The sequence below is a fragment of the Methylogaea oryzae genome (assembly GCF_019669985.1).
Lineage (GTDB): Bacteria > Pseudomonadota > Gammaproteobacteria > Methylococcales > Methylococcaceae > Methylogaea > Methylogaea oryzae.
Genome location: NZ_AP019782.1, coordinates 200,096 through 220,000 on the forward strand (window position 1 = coordinate 200,096; position 19,905 = coordinate 220,000).

Genomic DNA, 19,905 nt, shown 5'->3' on the forward strand with positions numbered 1-19,905 from the left:
AGGGATTGTGAACCGCGGCGAGGGGCGTAACATGGCCGTAGCCGCAATACCGTTGCGCCTTATACTAGACTGAACGGATCGCGCAACGGGCATATCCCCTTGCGGTTAATGTGGAATAGAGCGAAAGCGAAGGATACTTGAAGGAGACGCGCCATGGGCATATTCGAACGCCTGACCAATTCCCCCAGCCAACCTGAAACGTTGTCCGCCGCCGCGAGGCCGGCCCTGTTCGCTTTCGCCTTGGAGCCGCGTTTGTTGTACGACGGCGCCGCGGCCGCCACTGTCGACGCGACCGCGCCCGATCTTACCCAGCCGGCCCCGGATGCCGCCGCCGTGGCCGACGCCCAAGCGCTGCTGGATGCCGCGGCGGCCTCCGCGCCTCCCCCCGCCGCTGTGCCGCCGGTGCACGAAGTGGTCGTGGTGGACTGGACCGTGGCCGATTACCAAACCCTTATCGCCGGCATGGATCCCAGCATCCCGGTGATCGTGCTGCAGTGGGGACATAGCGGCTTGGACGGCTTGGCCCAGGCCCTGTCCGGCTACCACGATTTGGATGCCATCCATTTGGTTACCGAAGGCGGCGACCTGGGGAAAATCCTTTTGGGTTACCAAGCGGTGGACGATGCGGCGATCAAGGCCGACCCCGCCGCCGTGCAGGCCATCGGCGACGCCTTGAGACCCGGCGGCGATTTGCTGCTCTACGGCTGCTCGGTGGCCGCCAACGACGTCGGCAAGCAATTCGTCGACGACCTGGCCGCCATGCTGGGCGACGTGGACGTGGCGGCTTCCACCGACCGCACCGGCCCCACCGCCCTGGGCGGCGACTGGGATTTGGAATACACCACCGGCACCATCGACACCGTGCTGCCCTTTACCCTGCAGGGGATGCAGGACATCAACCATTGCTTAGGTTGTTCGTTGGGCGGAGCCGGCACTGTTAATGTGGTTGGTATAGGCAATATAAACGGCACGACGATCCTTGACGGCGCAGGGACGACCACGGTCGGCGTCAAGAATGGCTCTGCTTATTACGATCTCGATTACACCACGGGAAACTACGGCCATTATTCTTGGAACAATATGGCTAGTTTTGACGCGGATCACCCCACATTATGCAGTTCCGGCCCCGCCATCACTTCCGCCACCTACGACGCCAGCACCAACGTGCTGACCGTGACGGGCACCGGCATGGTCACCGGCGACACCATCGCGGTGAACAAGTTGACGGTAACGGGCGAAGGCGGCGCCACCTACACGCTGACCAGTGCCGACGTTACCGCGTCCAGCGCTACCAGCTTTTCGGTGACCTTGAACGCCGCCGACCAGATCAACGTGGAGGGGCTGCTGAACAAGAACGGCACCACCGCGGCGGGTAGCGCGACCACCTTCAATCTCGCCGGCGCCGCCAGTTGGGATTCGTCGCGTACCACCAATGCCGACCTGACCGGCAACGGCATCACGGTGAGCAACGTGCAAACGCCCACCATCACCAGCGCCACCTACGACGCGTCCACCGGCGCATTGACCGTCACCGGCACCAACCTGGTGAAAGCCAGCGGCGCGACCAACGACATCACGGTGTCCAAACTGACCTTTACCGGCGAGGGCGGCTCGACCTACACGCTCACCTCGTCCAATGTGGAGATCACTTCCGCGACCTCCTTCAGTGTGACGCTCAACGCCACCGATCTGGCCGCCGTCAACCAGATCATGAACAAGGCTGGCACCACCTCCACCGGCGGCACCACCTACAACCTGGCGGCGGCGGACGACTGGAATACCGTCATTACCGGCGGCAATATTGCCGACCTGACCGGCAACGGCATCACGGTGAGCAACGTGGCGGTGCCGGCGATCACCTCGGCCACTTACGACGCCAGCACCGGCACGCTGGTGGTGACCGGCACCGGTTTCTTGAAGTTGAATGGCGCGACCAACGACATCGACGTCTCGAAGCTGACGTTCACCGGCGAAGGCGGCAGCACGTACACGCTGACGAGCAGCAGCGTGGAGATTACCTCGGGCACCAGCTTCAGCGTCACGCTGAACGCCACGGACAAAGCGGCGGTGAACCTGTTCATGAACAAGAACGGCACCAGCTCCACCAGCGGCACGACATACAACCTGGCGGCGGCGGAAGACTGGGCGGCGGGTGCGGACACGGCGGTGGTGTTGGCGGACACCACGGGCAACGGCATCACGGTGAGCAACGTGGCGGCGCCGGCGATCACCTCGGCGACTTACGACGCCAGCACGGGCACGCTGGTGGTGACGGGCACCGGCTTCCTCAGCAAGAGCGGCGCGACCAACGACATCGACGTATCGAAGCTGACGTTCAGCGGCGAAGGCGGCAGCACGTACACGCTGACGAGCAGCAGCGTGGAAATCACCTCGGGCACCAGCTTCAGCGTCACGCTGAACGCCACGGACAAAGCGGCGGTGAACCTGTTCATGAACAAGAACGGCACCAGCTCCACCAGCGGCACGACATACAACCTGGCGGCGGCGGAAGACTGGGCGGCGGGTGCGGACACGGCGGTGGTGGTGGCGGACACCACCGGCAACGGCATCACGGTAAGCAACGTGGCGGCGCCGGCGATCACCTCGGCGACTTACGACGCCAGCACCGGCACGCTGGTGGTGACGGGCACCGGCTTCCTCAGCAAGAGCGGCGCGACCAACGACATCGACGTATCGAAGCTGACGTTCACCGGCGAAGGCGGCAGCACGTACACGCTGACGAGCAGCAGCGTGGAGATCACCTCGGGCACCAGCTTCAGCGTCACGCTGAACGCCACGGACAAAGCGGCGGTGAACCTGTTCATGAACAAGAACGGCACCAGCTCCACCAGCGGCACGACGTACAACCTGGCGGCGGCGGAAGACTGGGCGGCGGGTGCGGACACGGCGGTGGTGGTGGCGGACACCACCGGCAACGGCATCACGGTAAGCAACGTGGCGGCGCCGGCGATCACCTCGGCGACTTACGACGCCAGCACCGGCACGCTGGTGGTGACGGGCACCGGCTTCCTCAGCAAGAGCGGCGCGACCAACGACATCGACGTATCGAAGCTGACGTTCAGCGGCGAAGGCGGCAGCACGTACACGCTGACGAGCAGCAGCGTGGAGATTACCTCGGGCACCAGCTTCAGCGTCACGCTGAACGCCACGGACAAAGCGGCGGTGAACCTGTTCATGAACAAGAACGGCACCAGCTCCACCAGCGGCACGACGTACAACCTGGCGGCGGCGGAAGACTGGGCGGCGGGTGCGGACACGGCAGTGGTGGTAGCGGACACCACCGGCAACGGCATCACGGTGAGCAACGTGGCGGCGCCGGCGATCACCAGCGCCACTTACGACGCCAGCACGGGCACGCTGGTGGTGACGGGCACCGGCTTCCTCAGCAAGAGCGGCGCGACCAACGACATCGACGTATCGAAGCTGACGTTCAGCGGCGAAGGCGGCAGCACGTACACGCTGACGAGCAGCAGCGTGGAGATTACCTCGGGCACCAGCTTCAGCGTCACGCTGAACGCCACGGACAAAGCGGCGGTGAACCTGTTCATGAACAAGAACGGCACCAGCTCCACCAGCGGCACGACGTACAACCTGGCGGCGGCGGAAGACTGGGCGGCGGGTGCGGACACGGCAGTGGTGGTAGCGGACACCACTGGCAACGGCATCACGGTGAGCAACGTGGCGGCGCCGACCATCACTTCGGCCACCTACGATTACAGCACCAACGTCCTGACGGTGACGGGCACCGGCTTCCTCAGCAAGAGCGGCGCGACCAACGACGTCGACCTGACCAAGCTGACGTTTACCGGCGAGGGCGGGGCGACTTACACCCTCACCAACGCCACCGGCGTGGAAATCACCTCGGCAACCTCGTTCTCGGTAACGCTCAGCGGCGCGGACGTGACCAACGTGGAAGCGCTGCTGAACAACAACGGCACCGCGTCGGTGAGCGCCACCACTTACAATTTGTCGGCGGCGGCTTCCTGGAACCGGGGCGATTCGACCGGCGGCAGCGATACCAGCAACGGCATTACCGTCAGCAACTACGCCGCGCCCACAGTGACTTCGGCGACCTATGACGCCAGCACTGGGATATTGACGGTGACGGGCACCAACTTGGTGTCCAAGAGCGGCGCCGGCAACGACGTCGACGTGTCCAAGCTGACCCTAGCCGGGGAGGGCGGGACTTATACCCTGACGTCGTCGAGTGTGGAGATCACCAACGACACCACTTTCTCGGTCACTCTCAACGCCGCCGACCAGATGGTGGTTAACGGTTTGCTGAACAAAAACGGCACCGTGTCCTCAGGTGCCACCACCTACAATCTGGCCGCCGCCGAGGATTGGATGGCCGGCAGCGCCGCGTCGACGGTGGTGGCCGATTTGACCGGCAACGGCATCACGGTCAGCAACGTGCAAACGCCCACCATCACCTCGGCCACCTACGATTCCGATACGGGGGTGCTGACGGTGACAGGCACCAACCTATTCAGTAAAGTCGGTGCCAGCAACGACATCGACCTCACCAAGCTGACCTTCACCGGCCAGGGAGCGGGAACTTACACGCTGACCAACGCCACGGGCGTGGAAATCACCTCGGCAACATCGTTCACCGTTACGTTGACGGGGGCGGACAAAACCAACGTCGATGCGCTGCTGAACAAAATCGGCACCAGCGCGAACGACGCCACCACTTATAACCTCGCCGCCGCCGACGATTGGCTGAGAGCCGCGGACCCCGCCGCCAACATCGCCGACGCGACCAATGGCGTGACGGTGTCCATCGCGCCGAAAATCACTTCCGCCACTTACGATGCCAGCACCGGCACGTTGGTGGTCACCGGCACCAATATGCAGGCCCAAGCCGGCGCGGCCAACGACATTACCGCCAACAAGCTGACGTTCACCGGCGAGGGGGGGGCGACCTATACCCTGACCGATACCGCGAACGTGGAGTTGACCAGCGCCACTTCCTTCACTCTGACGCTGAGCGCCACGGACAAAGCGGCCATCAACCAGATCGTCAATAAGAACGGCACCAGTTCCACCAGCGGCACGACGTACAACCTGGCGGCGGCCGACGACTGGGCGGCGGGTGCGGATGCGGCGGTGGTGGTGGCGGATACCACCGGCAACGGCATCACGGCGAGCAACGTGGCGGCGCCGACGATCACCTCGGCCACTTACGACGCCAGCACCGGCTCGCTGGTGGTGACGGGCACGGGCTTTTTGCAAAAGTCGGGCGCGACCAACGACATCGTCGCCAACAAGCTGACGTTCACGGGCGAAGGCGGCTCGACGTACACGCTGACGGACACGGCGAACGTGGATATCACGTCGGGCACCTCGTTTACCATCACGCTGAGCGCCACGGACAAAGCGGCCATCAACCAGATCGTCAACAAGAACGGCACCAGCTCCACCGGCGCCACGACGTACAACCTGGCGGCGGCGGAAGACTGGGCGGCGGGTGCGGACGCGGCGGTGGTGGTGGCGGATACCACGGGCAACGGCATCACGGCGAGCAACGTGGCGGCGCCGACGATCACGTCGGCGACTTACGACGCCAGCACCGGCTCGCTGGTGGTGACGGGCACGGGCTTTTTGCAAAAGTCGGGCGCGACCAACGACATCGTCGCCAACAAGCTGACGTTCACCGGCGAAGGCGGCTCGACGTACACGCTGACGGACACGGCGAACGTGGATATCACGTCGGGCACCTCGTTTACCATCACGCTGAGCGCCACGGACAAAGCGGCCATCAACCAGATCGTCAACAAGAACGGCACCAGCTCCACCGGCGCCACGACGTACAACCTGGCGGCGGCGGAAGACTGGGCGGCGGGTGCGGACGCGGCGGTGGTGGTGGCGGATACCACGGGCAACGGCATCACGGCGAGCAACGTGGCGACGCCGACGATCACGTCGGCGACTTACGACGCCAGCACCGGCTCGCTGGTGGTGACGGGCACGGGCTTTTTGCAAAAGTCGGGCGCGACCAACGACATCGTCGCCAACAAGCTGACGTTCACCGGCGAAGGCGGCTCGACGTACACGCTGACGGACACGGCGAACGTGGATATCACGTCGGGCACCTCGTTTACCATCACGCTGAGCGCCACGGACAAAGCGGCCATCAACCAGATCGTCAACAAGAACGGCACCAGCTCCACCGGCGCCACGACGTACAACCTGGCGGCGGCGGAAGACTGGGCGGCGGGTGCGGACGCGGCGGTGGTGGTGGCGGATACCACGGGCAACGGCATCACGGCGAGCAACGTGGCGACGCCGACGATCACGTCGGCGACTTACGACGCCAGCACCGGCTCGCTGGTGGTGACGGGCACGGGCTTTTTGCAAAAGTCGGGCGCGACCAACGACATCGTCGCCAACAAGCTGACGTTCACCGGCGAAGGCGGCTCGACGTACACGCTGACGGACACGGCGAACGTAGATATCACGTCGGGCACCTCGTTTACCATCACGCTGAGCGCCACGGACAAAGCGGCCATCAACCAGATCGTCAACAAGAACGGCACCAGCTCCACCGGCGCCACGACGTACAACCTGGCGGCGGCGGAAGACTGGGCGGCGGGTGCGGACGCGGCGGTGGTGGTGGCTGACACCACGGGCAACGGCATCACGGCGAGCAACGTGGCGACGCCGACGATCACCTCGGCCACTTACGACGCCAGCACCGGTACGCTGGTGGTGACGGGCACGGGCTTCACCAAGCTGTCGGGCGCGACCAACGACATCGTCGCCAACAAGCTGACGTTTACCGGCCAGGGCGGCGGAACGCGCACGCTGACGGACACGGCGAACGTGGAAATTACGTCGGGCACTTCGTTCACCATGACGCTGAGCGCCACGGACAAGGCCGCCGTTAATCTGCTTTTGAACAAAGCCGGCACCTCGTCCAGCGGCGGCACGACGTACAACCTGGCGGCGGCGGAAGACTGGGCGGCGGGCACGGATGCCGCGGTGGTGGTGGCGGATCTGACCGGCAACGGCATCACGGTGCTCAATAACGCTCCTACCGGTGTCGGCAATCTCGCTTTGGCGGCGGTGCTGGAAGACGCCAGCAATCCCAGCGGCACGGCCATCAATGCCCTCAGCGGATACAACTTCCAGGATGCTGACGGCGGCGCCACCAGTCCGGGCGTTTTGGTGGTGGCCAACAGCGCCAACGCGGCGACGGAAGGCACGTGGCAGTATTCCAGCGACGGTTCCAATTGGAAAGCGATCGGCACGGTCGGCGACAACGCGTCGGCATTGGCTTTGTCCAGCACCACGCTGCTGCGCTTCGTGCCGGTGGCCGACTTCAACGGCACGCCCACGGCGTTGAGCATCCGTGCGTTGGACAACACCTATGTCGGCACTTTCAGTACTACCACCGGCGGAACGGAAACGCGCGTTAATGTGAACAGCGCGAGCAACGGCGGCACTACAGCCATTGCCGGGGCCACCAACAGCGTGAGCGCCAGCGTAACGGCCGTCAACGACGCACCGAGTTTCACCGCGGGCGCCGACCAAACGGCGAATGCCGGCTCCGGCGCGCAAACCGTCGTCGGTTGGGCCACGGCCATTAGCAAGGGGGCGGCCAACGAAAGCGACCAGACCGTCAGTTTTACCGTTAGCAACGACAACAGTGCGCTGTTCAGCGTACAGCCCAGCATCGACGCCAACGGCAATTTGACCTATACCCCGAATACCGGCGTCAGCGGCACGGCGACGGTGACGGTAATGCTCAGGGATAGCGGTGGCACGGCTAACGGCGGCGTCGACAGCAGCGCGCGCCGGAGTTTTACCATTACCGTCAATAATCCAGGCAGCTCTTCCAGTCCGGGCAGCTCGGAGTCTGAGGAGGACAACAACGGCATCAACCTGAGCCAAATGACCGGCAACGGCGGTAATGCCGGTGGTGCCGGCCAGGGAAGAAGCCAGGAGCATTCGCAGTCCGGCGAGTCGGGGCCGCAGGGCGAGGGCAATGGGGGGGGCGAGCCGTGGGGTGACGGTCACTCGTCGTCGTTTGGTGATAATCGAGGCCAAAACCCGCTGGGCGGGGATACCAATGGCTTCAACTTCGGCAACAGTTTCGGAGTGGATATCATGCCGATGGGGGGCGGCACCTACGTGATGACCGTGGTTGGCGACAGCGCCACGTTCGAGGTGCCGGTGGACGCGTTGTCGAAACTGGATTTGAGCGAAGGGGTTCACTACGAGGCGACCACCGCCGACGGCAAGGACCTGCCGCCGCAGATCCAATTCGATAAAAGTTCCGGCACGTTTACCGTCAACGGCGCGGTGAAAGGCGGCGCGGTGGTGATCAAAGTGACCGTCACCGATGCCCACGGCAAGCAGGCGACCATACAGCTGGCGGTGCGTACCAGATTGCCCAACGACGCGGGCAACAACGGCGGCCGAAACGGCGCGCCGCGCAATCCCTCCGGCGGTGTTCCGCCTCGCGCGGCGGGGCTGCAGCCGGGGCGGGATATTGCCGGACGATGGGCCGGCGACGTGGCGGATGCGCGATTCGCCGCCAAGCCCGCCTTCAGCGAGCAGTTGCGCCAATCCGGCTTCAGCGCCCAACAAGCGGCGTTGCTCAAAAGCGTGGCGGAAGTGTTCGGCGCTTAAGGCGCCGATGCCGAGTAGCCGACGGCGGCCACGCGAAAAAAGTATTTCGAAAAGAACCTTAAGGATGGATAGATGAAAAAACAGAAACAACAAGCCAGGCAATGGCTGCCGCTGGTGCTGGGTGTTTCCTTGGGGGCCTGCCTGACCGGTTGCGGTTTGACGCCCGAACCCTTAAGCCGGGAAGAGCGGAGCCAGGCTATCGCCGATGACAAGGCCGTGTTGTTCGATAAGCAGGAGCCGTTGTCCGGGGCGTTGACCCTTTACCAGGCCATGGCGCGAGCTTTGAAATACAATCTGGATCATCGCGTCAAAATGATGGAGCGCGCTGTTTCCGAAGGCCAGTCCACCATCGCCCGTTTTGATTTGTTACCGGAGCTGATGGCCTCCGCCGGTTACCGGGGACGCGACAACTTCAATGCGTCCAGCAGCCGCTCCATACAAACCGGCCGCCAATCGCTGGTTACGTCGACCTCCCAGGACCGTACCCGTTATCTGGGGGACTTGGTGTTCCGCTGGAATATCCTGGACTTCGGCGTCAGCTATTTCCGTGCGCAGCAGGATGGCAACAAAGCGTTGATCGCCGAGGAAAACCGCCGCAAAGTCAGCCACAACCTGATGCAGGACGTGCGTAGCGCGTACTGGCGGGCCGTGGGCGCGCAGCAGATGGAAAGCGTGGTGCGGCCGGTGTTGGAGGAAGCGCGCGGCGCCCTGCAAAATGCGCGCGCGGCGCAAAAAGAGGGCCTGCAAGCGCCGCTGGAAAGCCTGCGCTACCAAAAAAGCCTGGTGGAAATCGTGCGCAAGCTGGAAGGCGTGCAGGAACAGCTGAAGCTGGCTCGGAGCGAATTGATGCGTTTGGTCAATCTGCCGCCCGGCCAGGAGTTCACCTTGGCGGTGCCGGCCGGCGAACAAGCCTTCGCGACGCCCAAGTTGGAACTGCCCATGGCGCAAATGGAGAATTTGGCGCTGCAGATGCGTCCGGAGTTGCGCGAGGAAATGTATCAGACCCGCATCGGCACGGCGGAAGTCCACAAAGCCATGCTGCGCTTGTTGCCGGGGGTTGAGGTGAATATCGGCGGCCATTACGACAGCAACTCCTATTTGCTGAATCAGCATTTCGGCGAGCTGGGCACGCAGATCGCCAAAAACGTGTTCGAAATCCTTTCCGCGCCGCAGGCCATCAGCAACGCCGAAACGCAGAAAGCCTTGGCGGACTCCCGTCGCCTGGCCGCGCACATGGCCATCCTGACCCAGGTGCATCTGGCCCAGGAGCAACTCGACATGGCCAGCCAGCAGTATGCGCGGGCGGTGGAACTGGACGACCTCAATCAGCAAATCAACCGCCATTTGGTCAACAGCGCCGACAATCAGGCCAGCAGCCCCATGGAGCGCATTCGTGCGTCGGTGGACGCGGTGTTCACCCTGCTGCAGCGCTACCAATCGTATTCCGATGTGCAGGCGGCGCTGGGTAAGGTTTACGTGTCCCTGGGCTTCGATCCGTTGCCCGACACGATACAGTCCCACGACATCAACGCCTTGGCCCAGGCTTTGGCCGAGGTGGATCAGGACTGGAGCAAGGGACTGTTTCCGCAGCCTACCGATACCGCCAACCAGACTGAATTGCCCGATGTCGGCAAGGTCCAGGAAGACAACGATTGGCTGTCCGGTTTAATGGATGGATTGGCGTCGGCGTTGTGAGGCACGGCCCCCGCGTGTTGGGAATCGCTATGCACAAGCATGACCGCCGTATAGGCCCGGCGGCGCTGTTGGCCGTCGCCGGGCTGTCGGCGATTGCCGCCTCGGCGGCGGATGCGCCGCCTCCCGCCCCGGCGGCGTCCGCTGGGCAAACGGAAATCCGCGCCCAGCTCAGCCCCCGGGATGAAACCACCTTGTCCGCCGAAGTGCCTGCCGAAGTGGCGAAATTGACGGTGCGCAAGGGCGAGCGCTTCAAAAAAGGGCAGTTGTTGGTGGCGTTCGATTGCGCCGCCCAGCAAGCTCAGCTGCACAAGGCCCAGGCGGTGCTGCAAGGCGCCCACAAGACTTACGAGGTCAACCAGCGTCTGGCCAAGCTGCAATCGGCTAGCGCGTTGGAGGTGGAACTGGCGCAGGCCAAAATGGCTGAAGCGCAAGCCGACATCGCTTTGTATCGCAGCTCGCTGGATAAGTGCCAGATAATGGCGCCCTTCGACGGTCGGGTGGTGGATGTTCCCGCCCACGCCCACCAATACTTGCAGGTGGGCAACCCCATTATGGAGATTCTCGACGACAGCCAGTTAGACGTGGAGGCCTTGGTGCCTTCCCAGTGGCTGCGTTGGCTCAAGCCCGGCGCGCGGTTCACGCTGCAGGTGGAGGAAACCGGCAGGGAGTACCAAACCGAAGTGGTGACTTTGGGGGCGCGCATCGATCCGGTGAGCCAGTCCATTGCCGTGGTGGGGCGCATCGTCGGTCCCCACGACGAGTTGCTGGCCGGTATGAGCGGCAAAGCGGTTTTCAACCTGCCCCGTTAGCCATGACTGATCCTTCCCGCCCCGGCGCTCCTGTTCCTGGCGCGGCGGACAACGTCGCGCCGACTCCCGAGCAACGCCAACTGCTTGGCCTGAGCAACCTGCTATTGCTGCAGCGCAATGCGCGTCAGGCGGAAGACGTGCATGCGCTGGCCTTCATCATCGTCAACGAGACGCGCCAGTTGTTGGACTACCGCCAGGCGGCCCTATGGCTGCGCCGGCCGGCTTCGCGGATTGCAGCGGTTTCCGGCGTGGCGTTGCTAGAGCCCAATGCGCCGTATGTGGCGTGGCTGCGGCAGGTGGCGGAGCATTTGGATGGGCAAACGGACGCTGCCGTTTTACGGCCGGTGGCCGCCGGCGACTTGCCGCAAGCCTTGGCTAAGGACTGGGGGCAATGGCTGCCGGCGCACGGTCTATGGGTGCGCTTCGGCACGGCGGCGGGCGATGGCTTGGGCGGCTTGTTGTTGTGCCGGGATACGCCGTGGGTCGAAGGCGAGGGCTTGTTGTTGCAGGAATTGGCCGGCGCCTACGAGCACGCTTGGCATGCCCTGGCGCCGCCCCCGCCCTGGTGGCGCAAGCTGGTGTTGGATCGCGACCGGCGCTGGCTGATGCTGGCGATCGTGCTGGTATTTTGTTTTCCCGTGCGACAGTCGGTGCTGGCCCCCGCGGAAGTGGTGGCGGCCGATCCGACGGTGGTGCGCTCCCCCATGGAAGGCGTGGTGGACCGATTCCATCTGGAGCCCAACGACGTCGTCGCCAAGGATCAGTTGCTCATCACATTGGACGATACCGATTTGTCCAACCGTCTGGAAGTCAGCCGCAAGGCCCTCGCCGTCGCCGAGGCCGAGTACCGCCGCGCCGCCCAGCAAGCGGTGTTCGACAATAAGAGCAGGGCGGAGCTGACCATCCTCAAAAGCCGCATGGACCAGCAGGCGGCCGAGGTGGCTTATATGGATGATCTCATGGCGCGTTCCCAGGTGAAGGCGCCCCACGCCGGCATCGCCATTTTCAGCGACCCCCACGATTGGATGGGCAAGCCGGTGGCGGTGGGCGAGCGCTTGCTCATGGTGGCCGATCCCCAGCGGGTGGAGTTGGCGGTGCAGTTGCCGGTCGCCGATTTCATCGATTTGGAACCGGGTGCCGAAGTGGTGATGTTCCTTAACGTGGACCCGCACCATCCCATGACGGCGCGCCTGTACCGCGCCAGCTACCAGGCGGAGACCACGCCGGAGGACGTGCTGGCCTACCTGGTCAAGGCGCGCTTCGACGCGGGCCAGGCGCCGCCCCGCATCGGATTGAAAGGCACGGCCAAGTTGTACGGCCAGCCGGTCACCTTGTTCCACTACCTGTTCCGCCGACCGCTGGGAGCGGTGCGTCAATGGCTGGGGTTGTAAGCCTGCCGCCTCTGCGGGAGGAGCTGCATTGCCTGCCTGGGCCGAGGGGCGACGATGGCTACCCTTCCTGGACTTTGCACGATCCGGCCAATAATCGCTTCTTCCGCATCGGCTGGAGCGAGTTCGAGATCGTTTCCCGCTGGGCGTCGGGGGATGCGGAAGACATCGCCGCTTCGGTCAACGCGGACACCACCCTGAGCGTGAGCGCCGAGCAAGTGCATGCCTTGGCGAAATTTCTCATGGAGCAAAACCTGTTGCGCCTGCGGGGAGCCGCTGGTCGCGATTGGCTGCGCGGCCAGTGGGAGAAAACCCGCCACCATTGGGCCGTGTGGTTGTTGCACAACTACCTGTTCTTCCGCATCCCGCTATTGCGCCCGGACCGCTTCTTGGCGCGGGCTTATCCCTATGTCGCCTGGATGTACAGTCCGCGCTTCGCCTGGACCATGGTGGCGGTCGCTTTGGCGGGGCTGTACCTGGTGTCGCGCCAATGGGAGCATTTTCTCGGCACTTTCCTGCATTTCTTCAACTGGCAGGGCATGGTGTATTACGGGGTAGCGTTGTCTCTGGCCAAGGTCGCCCATGAATTGGGCCACGCCTTCACCGCCCATCGCCACGGCTGCCGCGTGCCGACCATGGGCATCGCGTTTTTGGTGATGTTTCCCGTGTTGTACACCGACGCCAGCGAAACCTGGAAAATCACCCGGCGCCGCAGCCGTTTGGCCATCGCCGGAGCCGGGGTCATGGTGGAACTGGGCCTGGCCGCCGTGGCGACGGTGCTGTGGAATTTCCTGCCCGACGGTCCCATGCGCAGCAGCGTATTCCTGCTGGCGGCTTCCACCTGGATCGTTACCCTGACGATCAATCTCAATCCCTTCATGCGCATGGATGGCTATTACCTATTGGCCGATTGGATGCGCGCGGAGAACTTGCAGCCCCGCTCATTTGCCTACAATCGCTGGCACTTGCGCCGTCTGCTGTTCGGCCTGAAGGCGCCGCCGCCGGAGCCGTTGGCGCCGAAGACCGCGCGTTTTTTTGTGCTGTACGCCTGGTGTACCTGGATTTACCGGTTCACCTTGTTCTTGGGGATTGCGCTGCTGGTCTACCACTTCGCTTTCAAGCTGCTGGGGCTGATTTTGATGATGGTTGAGGTGGGCTGGTTCGTTTTGCGCCCCATCGTCGCCGAGCTGCTGGCGTGGCGCAATATTCCCAGCGACGGCTTCGATCCAGGCCGCGTTCGCTTGACCCTGGTGGGGGTGGCGTTGCTGGCGGTGGTGGTGCTGATGCCCTGGCAGAAACGGGTGCGGGCGCCGGCCTTGCTCAAGGCGGAGGAGTATGCGGAGATTTTCGTGCCGTTCGGCGCCCGGCTGGATCGTTTGCCGGTGGTGTCCGGCGGGGCGGTGAAGGCGGGCGAGGCGCTGGCCGACCTCTCTTCCGCGGATTTGGAGTTTGAAGCCCGCCAAGCGGACGAGCGGGTGTCCTTGTTGCAGTGGCAATTGGCTTATCACGGCCTGGAGCAGGAATTGATCGGCAATCGCCAAGTGCTTTTGAAAGAGTTGGAAAGCGCCAGCGCCAAATTGGCCGGTTTCCGCGGACAGCAGAAATTGCTGGCGGTGCGGGCCGGTTTCGACGGCATCGTGCTGGATGTGAACCCGGACGTGAATATCGGCCAGTGGCTGAGCGAGGGGGAGCGGCTGATGGTGGTCATCAACCCGGCCGGTTTGCAGCTGGAAGCCTATGTGGCCGAGGACGATTTGTTGCAAGTGGAGGACGGCGCCGAGGGCCGCTTCTATCCGGATGACGCCGCCTTGCCGCCGGTGAATTGCCGCATCACGCGCGTCGATCGGGCCAGTGCCGCCAATTTGTCGCCTTATTTCGCTTCGGTTTATGGCGGCGAAGTGGCCGCCCGCAAGGGGGGCAACGCTACCTTGGTGCCCGAGAGCGCCGTGTACCGCGTGCTGTTGAAGCCGGAGCGTTCTGACATTTTGACCCGCCTGCCGCACACCCTGCGAGGCCAGGTTTATATCGCGTCCGGCGGCCGCAGCCTGCTGTTGCGCGCGTGGCGGCAGGCGGTGGCGGCGGTGATACGGGAGTCGGGGTTTTAGCCGGCGTCCGATCGGCGCCGAAGCCCCTCGGAGGAGGGGCTTGGCTTTTACGCCGGCTTAATCGAACTTCACGGAGTTGATGATTTCTTGCAGGACGGCGCGGACGCTTTGGAATTCCGCCGTGTCGCTGGCGCCCATGAAGTTGTAGTAGTAATTGTCCTTGTCGTAAGCCTGCCAAATGATGCGCTGGTGGCCGTCTTTGCCGGCGTCGATCAGCTCCCACCCTCTGGCGCACTGTACCTTCGGATTGCTTTGGCATTTGTCGTCGCGGCGCTTGGCCTCGATGTTTTTCCCCTGCTTTATCTCATCCTTCGCCATGGTCAGGGAAGCTTTGACGGAAGCTTCCGCCGGGAAATTGCTCGCCATGCTGGTGTAGTGGAACTGGAACGAGGCAGTGCCGCCCACTTTCTGGAACTGGGCGTTTTCCCCTTCCGGATCGCCGCCCACCTTGGCCCAGCCGGCCGGGATGGTGAAGTGGAATTTGCGCGCTTTATTGCTGTAAGTGACCGGGGCCGCGCTGGCGCTCTCCTGCCCGGAGACGCTGCCGCCTCCGACGCCCGCTTGGGGCTTCAAAGCGTTTTGCGCGATATTGCTAAGCTGGCCTTCGGAGCAGGCGCCGGCGCTAAGGGCCAGGGCCAGGGTAATCAGGCTGGTGCCGATTTTTTTCATTGTGGTTTTCCCCCGTTTTAGTTGGTCTGCGATGGGGCGCGGACGGCGCCGCCAGGCCGCGCGGCATACGCAGCCGACGGCGAGTATTCTCTGCCGCCGCCTCGGTGTCAATCTTAGGGGAATATTAGGAGCGGCTTCCGGCGGCTGGGGCGCCGCCGGAAGCATTCGATGGTCAGCCGGCGTTACCGCAGCGGAATTGGCTGGGCCAGTCGCGGTAGTTGAACACTTGGCCGTCCTGGCGCACTTTGGCGATGTTGGCCAGGTCCACGTCGCCGTATACCCACTGGGTTTTGCCGTATTCGCCGATGGCCAGCACGCCGTTGTCGGGAAAGCCCCGGTCCACCGGCGTATAGATGGCGGCCGAACCGGTGTTGACGTCCACCGCTTCCGACCACGGCGCCTCGCCCACCGTAGGGGACTGCACCACGTAGCACTGGTTTTCCAGGGCGCGGGCCTGGCAGCCGATGCGCACCCGCCAGTAGCCGGCCAGGGTGTCGGTGCAGCTGGGCACCAGTATCAGGTCGGCGCCGGCTTCCACCTGCTTTCTGGCGATCATGGGGAATTCGCTGTCGTAGCAGATGTTGATGCCGATGCGGCCCAGGTCGGTGTCGAACACTCTGATGTCGTCCCCCGCTTTGATGAGCCACTGCTCGTTTTCGAAGCGGGTCATCTGCAGCTTTTCCTGGAAATCGCTGCGGCCGTCCGGGTAGAACAGGTAGGACCGGTTGCGGTAGCTGCCATCCTCCATGCGCACAGGGAAACTGCCGGCGACGATGTGGGCGGCGTGCTGTTTGGCCTGGGCCTCGAACAGCTTGAAAAAGTCGGGGAGCACTTGCTGCATCGCCTCCAGCTGCTTGTCCAGGGAGGAATAAATCTCCTTGGAGAACAGCGAAGGCAGCTCCATGCTGAAATATTCCGGGAATACCAGCAGCTTGGCCCCGTTGGCCGCCGCTTCGGCAACCCAGCGGGCGATTTTGGCTTCGTAGTTGGCCCAGTTTTCCAGGAAACCGATGTCGTATTGCGCGGCGGCGATGCGGAAAGAACCGGCCATCAGGTCGACTCCTTCAGGGGTTTCAGCCAGAACACCATCGGCTTGGCGGTCTCCTCGGTCTCGCCCACGTCCTTCCAGGTATAGTGGGTGACCAGTTCGGGATGCTTGACGTAGCCGAACTTGCTCCAGATGGGATCCAGCGGCGCGTAATCGGCCGGGCGCAGCGGATGGTTTTCCGGCCGCTGCACGCAGCAGAAGGTGCACCAGTCGAAACGGCCCAGCTTGCGGGCGTGGCCTTCGCGGCCGTCGAAGAAATGCTTGTAGATGCCTTTGCCGCGGTGGCTCTTCAGCAGCACCGATTCGGCGCAGTAGAAGATGCGCTGCGGGTCGTAGCCGGCGTCCACGAAGGGCTGCTGGAACTCCTCGGTCTCGTCCGCCATGGGCAGGCCGGTGGAAGCGCCCACCGCCGTGTCGCCGTCATAGGCCAGCACCACCACGCTGTCGGGCGAATTCACGTAGGTGCGCAAGTACTTTTCCTCGTACTCCTGGGTGCCGTCGTACAGATAGGGGAAGTCTCGGAACACTTCGATGCGCAGTCGCGCCAGATCGGAGAGGTAAGGCTCGATGGCCCGGCCGGAAAGGCACTTGATGGTGATGTCGGACATGGGTCTTGTTTGTCGGAGTCTGGGAAAGCACGTAGGCCGGGATAAGGCGCAGCCGTTCCCGGCGACTTGCCGGAAACGCTACGCTTATTCCGGCCTACACCGAAGCCGATCAGCCCTTGCTGACCTGGTCGATCCAGTCCTGCAGGTTGTAGTAATTGGTGATGCGGGCCACTTTGCCGTCGCGCACGTCGAAGAAGGCGCCGGCCGGCAGGCGGTATTTTTGTCCATGCGCTTCCGGCAGGCCTTCGTCGGTGCGCAGGTATTCGCCCAGCACCACGAATTCCGCGGCGGCGCGCTTGCCGTCTTCGCTGGCCATGATGACCATGTCCACCAGCTCTTCTTTATAGGCGCCGTTCATGCGGTCCATGAACGCGCGGAAAGCGTCCTTGCCCACTTCGCGGGCGCCCTGGTTGATGTCGTGGATGACGTCGTCGGTGAGCAGGTTCAGGAAGGTGTCCATGTCGCCGGCATTGAAGGCGGCATAGTAGTTCTTGATGAGGGTAATCGTCTGGTTCATGGGCTTTGGCTCCCGTGGCTAGGCCGAATAAAAGGCGCGAATTATCGCAGTTTTGCCGCCTGAGGGGTACCCGTGACGGCTTTTTCGCCGCCGTTCAGCGCGGCCAGTTGCCTCGCCACGAACAGGGCCGGGTCCACTTTGGCGCCGTTAAGGTAGACGTTCCAGTGCAAGTGGGGGCCGGTGACGCGGCCGGTGGCGCCTACGGCGCCCAGGATATCGCCTTTCCTGACGATTTGGCCCTCGCGAGCATCGATGCGGCTCATGTGGAAATAACCGGTGATCAGCCCCTGTCCGTGATCGACGAAGACGGCGTTGCCGTTGAAGAAATACTCGCCGGCGTTGATGACCCGGCCGTCCGCCGGTGCATTGATAGGCGCCCCGGCGGGCGCGGCGATGTCCAGGCCGCTGTGGGGGTCGCGCGGTTGTTTGTTGAAAAAACGCCGCAGGCCGAAGGGACTGCTCAGCGGGCCTTGGGCCGGCAGGCGGAAGTCGGTGTCGACCTCGGTTTGTTCGCTCCATGTGGACAAGGCTTGCGCGAGGATTTTGCTCTCCCGTTCGATGCGTGCCTGGTCTTCCGGATTGGGGTTCACCATGCGCTGATTGGGTATGGTGAGGTATTGGGCGGGGTATTGCTTATCCTTAATGGAAAACGCCAGGGTCGACTCGCCCAAGGCGCTGTGTACCGTCAATTGTTGCGGGCCGGGTTTGGCGGTCAGCGGAATGCCCACCAGGGCCGTCCATTGGTTGTCGTGGCTGAGGACCATGACGCGCTTGTCTTGGTAGTAGGCCGTTGGCGCCGGTGTTTGGGCGTCGCCCAGCGGCAGCGCCACGATGCCGCCGGGCACCGGATCCGCATCGGGCAGGGCCGCCGCGGCCGCGAGGCCGGGCAATAGGGCGAGTAGTAACCAGGTTTTACGCATCTCGGGTGTCCTCTACGGTGCTGATGACGATGCCTTCCGCCAGGCGGGTCTCTAGCCGTTCGCCCGGGGCGATGTCGCGGAAGGAGCGGATGATTTCGCGGTCCCGCTGGCGGAAGGCGATGGCGTATCCCCGGCCCAGGGTGGCCAAGGGGCTGATGGTCTGCAAAGCGTGACTTAGTCGCGCCAACTCCTGCTGCCGGGGCTGCAGCGCGCGCGCCATAGCAGCTTTTAATCGCTGTTGCAGGTGGCTGGCATGGGTAAGCAATACCGCCAAATGCTGGCGCGGGTCGTGTCGCTGCAAGCGGGCTTGGCCGCGTTCCAGCCGCTGCCGGCGCCTTTGTAGATCGCCGGTGGCTGCGCGTCGCAGGCGTGCTTCCAATTCATCCAGTCGCTGCGCTTGGTTTTGCAAACGCTTGGCGGGATGCTGTTGCGCCAGACGCTTCTCGGCATGATTCAGCGCCGTCGTTTTTTGCCGCAGCAGGGCGAGTGCGCGCTGGGACAGACGCGATTCCAGGCGCTGCAGGCCGGCTAGCCAAGCCTCGCCGTCCGGACTGGCGGCTTCCGCCGCCGCGGAAGGCGTGGGGGCGCGCAGGTCGGCGACGAAATCGGCGATGGTAAAGTCGATTTCATGGCCGACGCCGGTGATGACGGGCGTTTCGCAGGCGTAGATGGCGCGGGCGACAGCCTCCTCGTTGAATGCCCATAAGTCTTCCAGGGAGCCGCCGCCTCGCGCCAAAATCAGTACGTCGCACAAGCCGGAGCGGTCCGCTGCTTGGATGGCTTTGACGATTTCGAACTTGGCTTCCGTGCCTTGCACTTTAACCGGCAAGATCGTCACGGCGATGGCGGGGAAGCGTCGCTTGAGCACGGTGACGATGTCGCGCACGGCGGCGCCGGTGGGCGAGGTTATGACGCCGATACGGTTCGGAAGGCGCGGGATGGGGCGTTTGCGGGTCGCGTCGAACAGGCCTTCCGCCGCCAATTTTTTCTTCAACGCCTCGAAAGCCCGTTGCAAAGCCCCGTCGCCGGCTTGTTCCAGGGATTCCACCACTAATTGGTAGTCGCCGCGCGGTTCATACAGGCTGACTTGCGCTCGGGCGAGGACCTGCATGCCGTTTTCAGGGCGGAAGCAGAGGTAGCGCGCTTGTTGCCGGAACAGCGCGCAGCGCACTTGGGCGTCCGCATCCTTTAAAGTGAAATAGAGGTGGCCGGATGTGGGGGTGGCTAGGTTGGATAGTTCTCCCTCCACCCACACGACATCGAAATGTTCGGCCAGCAATAGCTTGGCTGCGCGGTTGAGGCGGGAAACGCTGTAAATGGTGCGGGATGGCGGGGCGGTGCTCATAAGGCTTTCATTGTACTATGCTGTCGAGCGACGTCTTTCACGGTGAGGGACGCGCCTTGTTATTGTGTTCTGCGCGCGATTTAACTTGGGACCTAGGGGATGTGACGTGAACGAGCAACGACAGCACTATCGTAAGAGTTTGC

At 63.5% G+C, this 19,905-nt stretch carries 12 protein-coding genes (1 of these 12 running past the window's edge); 6 read left to right on the forward strand and 6 right to left on the reverse strand.

The window, feature by feature from the left end:
- Positions 1-153 precede the first annotated feature (153 nt).
- The 5 genes from K5607_RS00965 to K5607_RS00985 all read left to right on the forward strand — a co-directional run bounded on the left by K5607_RS00965 (position 154) and on the right by K5607_RS00985 (position 14,655).
- The gene (locus K5607_RS00965) at positions 154-8,658 is read left to right on the forward strand and encodes a DUF4347 domain-containing protein (protein ID WP_221047944.1); all 8,505 of its coding nucleotides are present in this window, start codon (positions 154-156) and stop codon (positions 8,656-8,658) included.
- A gap of 72 nt (positions 8,659-8,730) precedes the next feature.
- Positions 8,731-10,353: a TolC family protein gene (locus tag K5607_RS00970; RefSeq protein ID WP_221047945.1), complete on the forward strand. Its 1,623-nt coding sequence runs from the start codon at positions 8,731-8,733 to the stop codon at positions 10,351-10,353.
- Between the two features lie 29 nt (positions 10,354-10,382).
- Positions 10,383-11,162: an efflux RND transporter periplasmic adaptor subunit gene (locus tag K5607_RS00975; RefSeq protein WP_221047946.1), complete on the forward strand. Its 780-nt coding sequence runs from the start codon at positions 10,383-10,385 to the stop codon at positions 11,160-11,162.
- Positions 11,163-11,164: 2 nt separating this feature from the next.
- Entirely contained in the window at positions 11,165-12,553 is a 1,389-nt protein-coding gene (locus tag K5607_RS00980) for an efflux RND transporter periplasmic adaptor subunit (protein WP_221047947.1), read from the forward strand.
- Complete coding sequence (locus K5607_RS00985; RefSeq protein WP_221047948.1) at positions 12,538-14,655, forward strand: HlyD family efflux transporter periplasmic adaptor subunit; 2,118 nt, start codon at positions 12,538-12,540, stop codon at positions 14,653-14,655. The genes K5607_RS00980 and K5607_RS00985 overlap by 16 nt, the downstream gene beginning before the upstream one ends.
- Positions 14,656-14,712: 57 nt before the next feature.
- Here the strand turns inward: K5607_RS00985 and K5607_RS00990 are convergent, their stop codons facing one another.
- From K5607_RS00990 to xseA, 6 genes are all read right to left on the reverse strand, one after another.
- Positions 14,713-15,324: a hypothetical protein gene (locus K5607_RS00990; protein ID WP_221047949.1), complete on the reverse strand. Its 612-nt coding sequence runs from the start codon at positions 15,322-15,324 to the stop codon at positions 14,713-14,715.
- Positions 15,325-15,496: 172 nt separating this feature from the next.
- Positions 15,497-16,375, reverse strand: a complete 879-nt coding sequence (locus tag K5607_RS00995; RefSeq protein WP_054773689.1) for a carbon-nitrogen hydrolase family protein — start codon at positions 16,373-16,375, stop codon at positions 15,497-15,499.
- Positions 16,375-16,980, reverse strand: coding sequence for a GNAT family N-acetyltransferase (locus tag K5607_RS01000; protein WP_221047950.1), 606 nt, complete (start codon positions 16,978-16,980; stop codon positions 16,375-16,377). The genes K5607_RS00995 and K5607_RS01000 overlap by 1 nt, the downstream gene beginning before the upstream one ends.
- A 109-nt stretch (positions 16,981-17,089) precedes the next feature.
- The gene (locus K5607_RS01005) at positions 17,090-17,497 is read right to left on the reverse strand and encodes a ketosteroid isomerase-related protein (protein ID WP_054773688.1); all 408 of its coding nucleotides are present in this window, start codon (positions 17,495-17,497) and stop codon (positions 17,090-17,092) included.
- Positions 17,498-17,538: 41 nt separating this feature from the next.
- Positions 17,539-18,417, reverse strand: a complete 879-nt coding sequence (locus tag K5607_RS01010; protein ID WP_221047951.1) for a peptidoglycan DD-metalloendopeptidase family protein — start codon at positions 18,415-18,417, stop codon at positions 17,539-17,541.
- Complete coding sequence (xseA, locus tag K5607_RS01015; protein ID WP_221047952.1) at positions 18,410-19,762, reverse strand: exodeoxyribonuclease VII large subunit; 1,353 nt, start codon at positions 19,760-19,762, stop codon at positions 18,410-18,412. Before xseA ends, K5607_RS01010 begins: the two co-directional genes overlap by 8 nt.
- Positions 19,763-19,868: 106 nt before the next feature.
- Between xseA and K5607_RS01020 the strand changes: the two genes are divergently transcribed.
- A protein-coding gene (locus K5607_RS01020) for a PilZ domain-containing protein (protein WP_221047953.1) crosses the window boundary here: on the forward strand, positions 19,869-19,905 show its beginning. The gene runs 281 nt beyond the window's last position; only the first 37 of its 318 coding nucleotides appear in the window; it begins with the start codon at positions 19,869-19,871; its stop codon lies beyond the right edge, outside the window.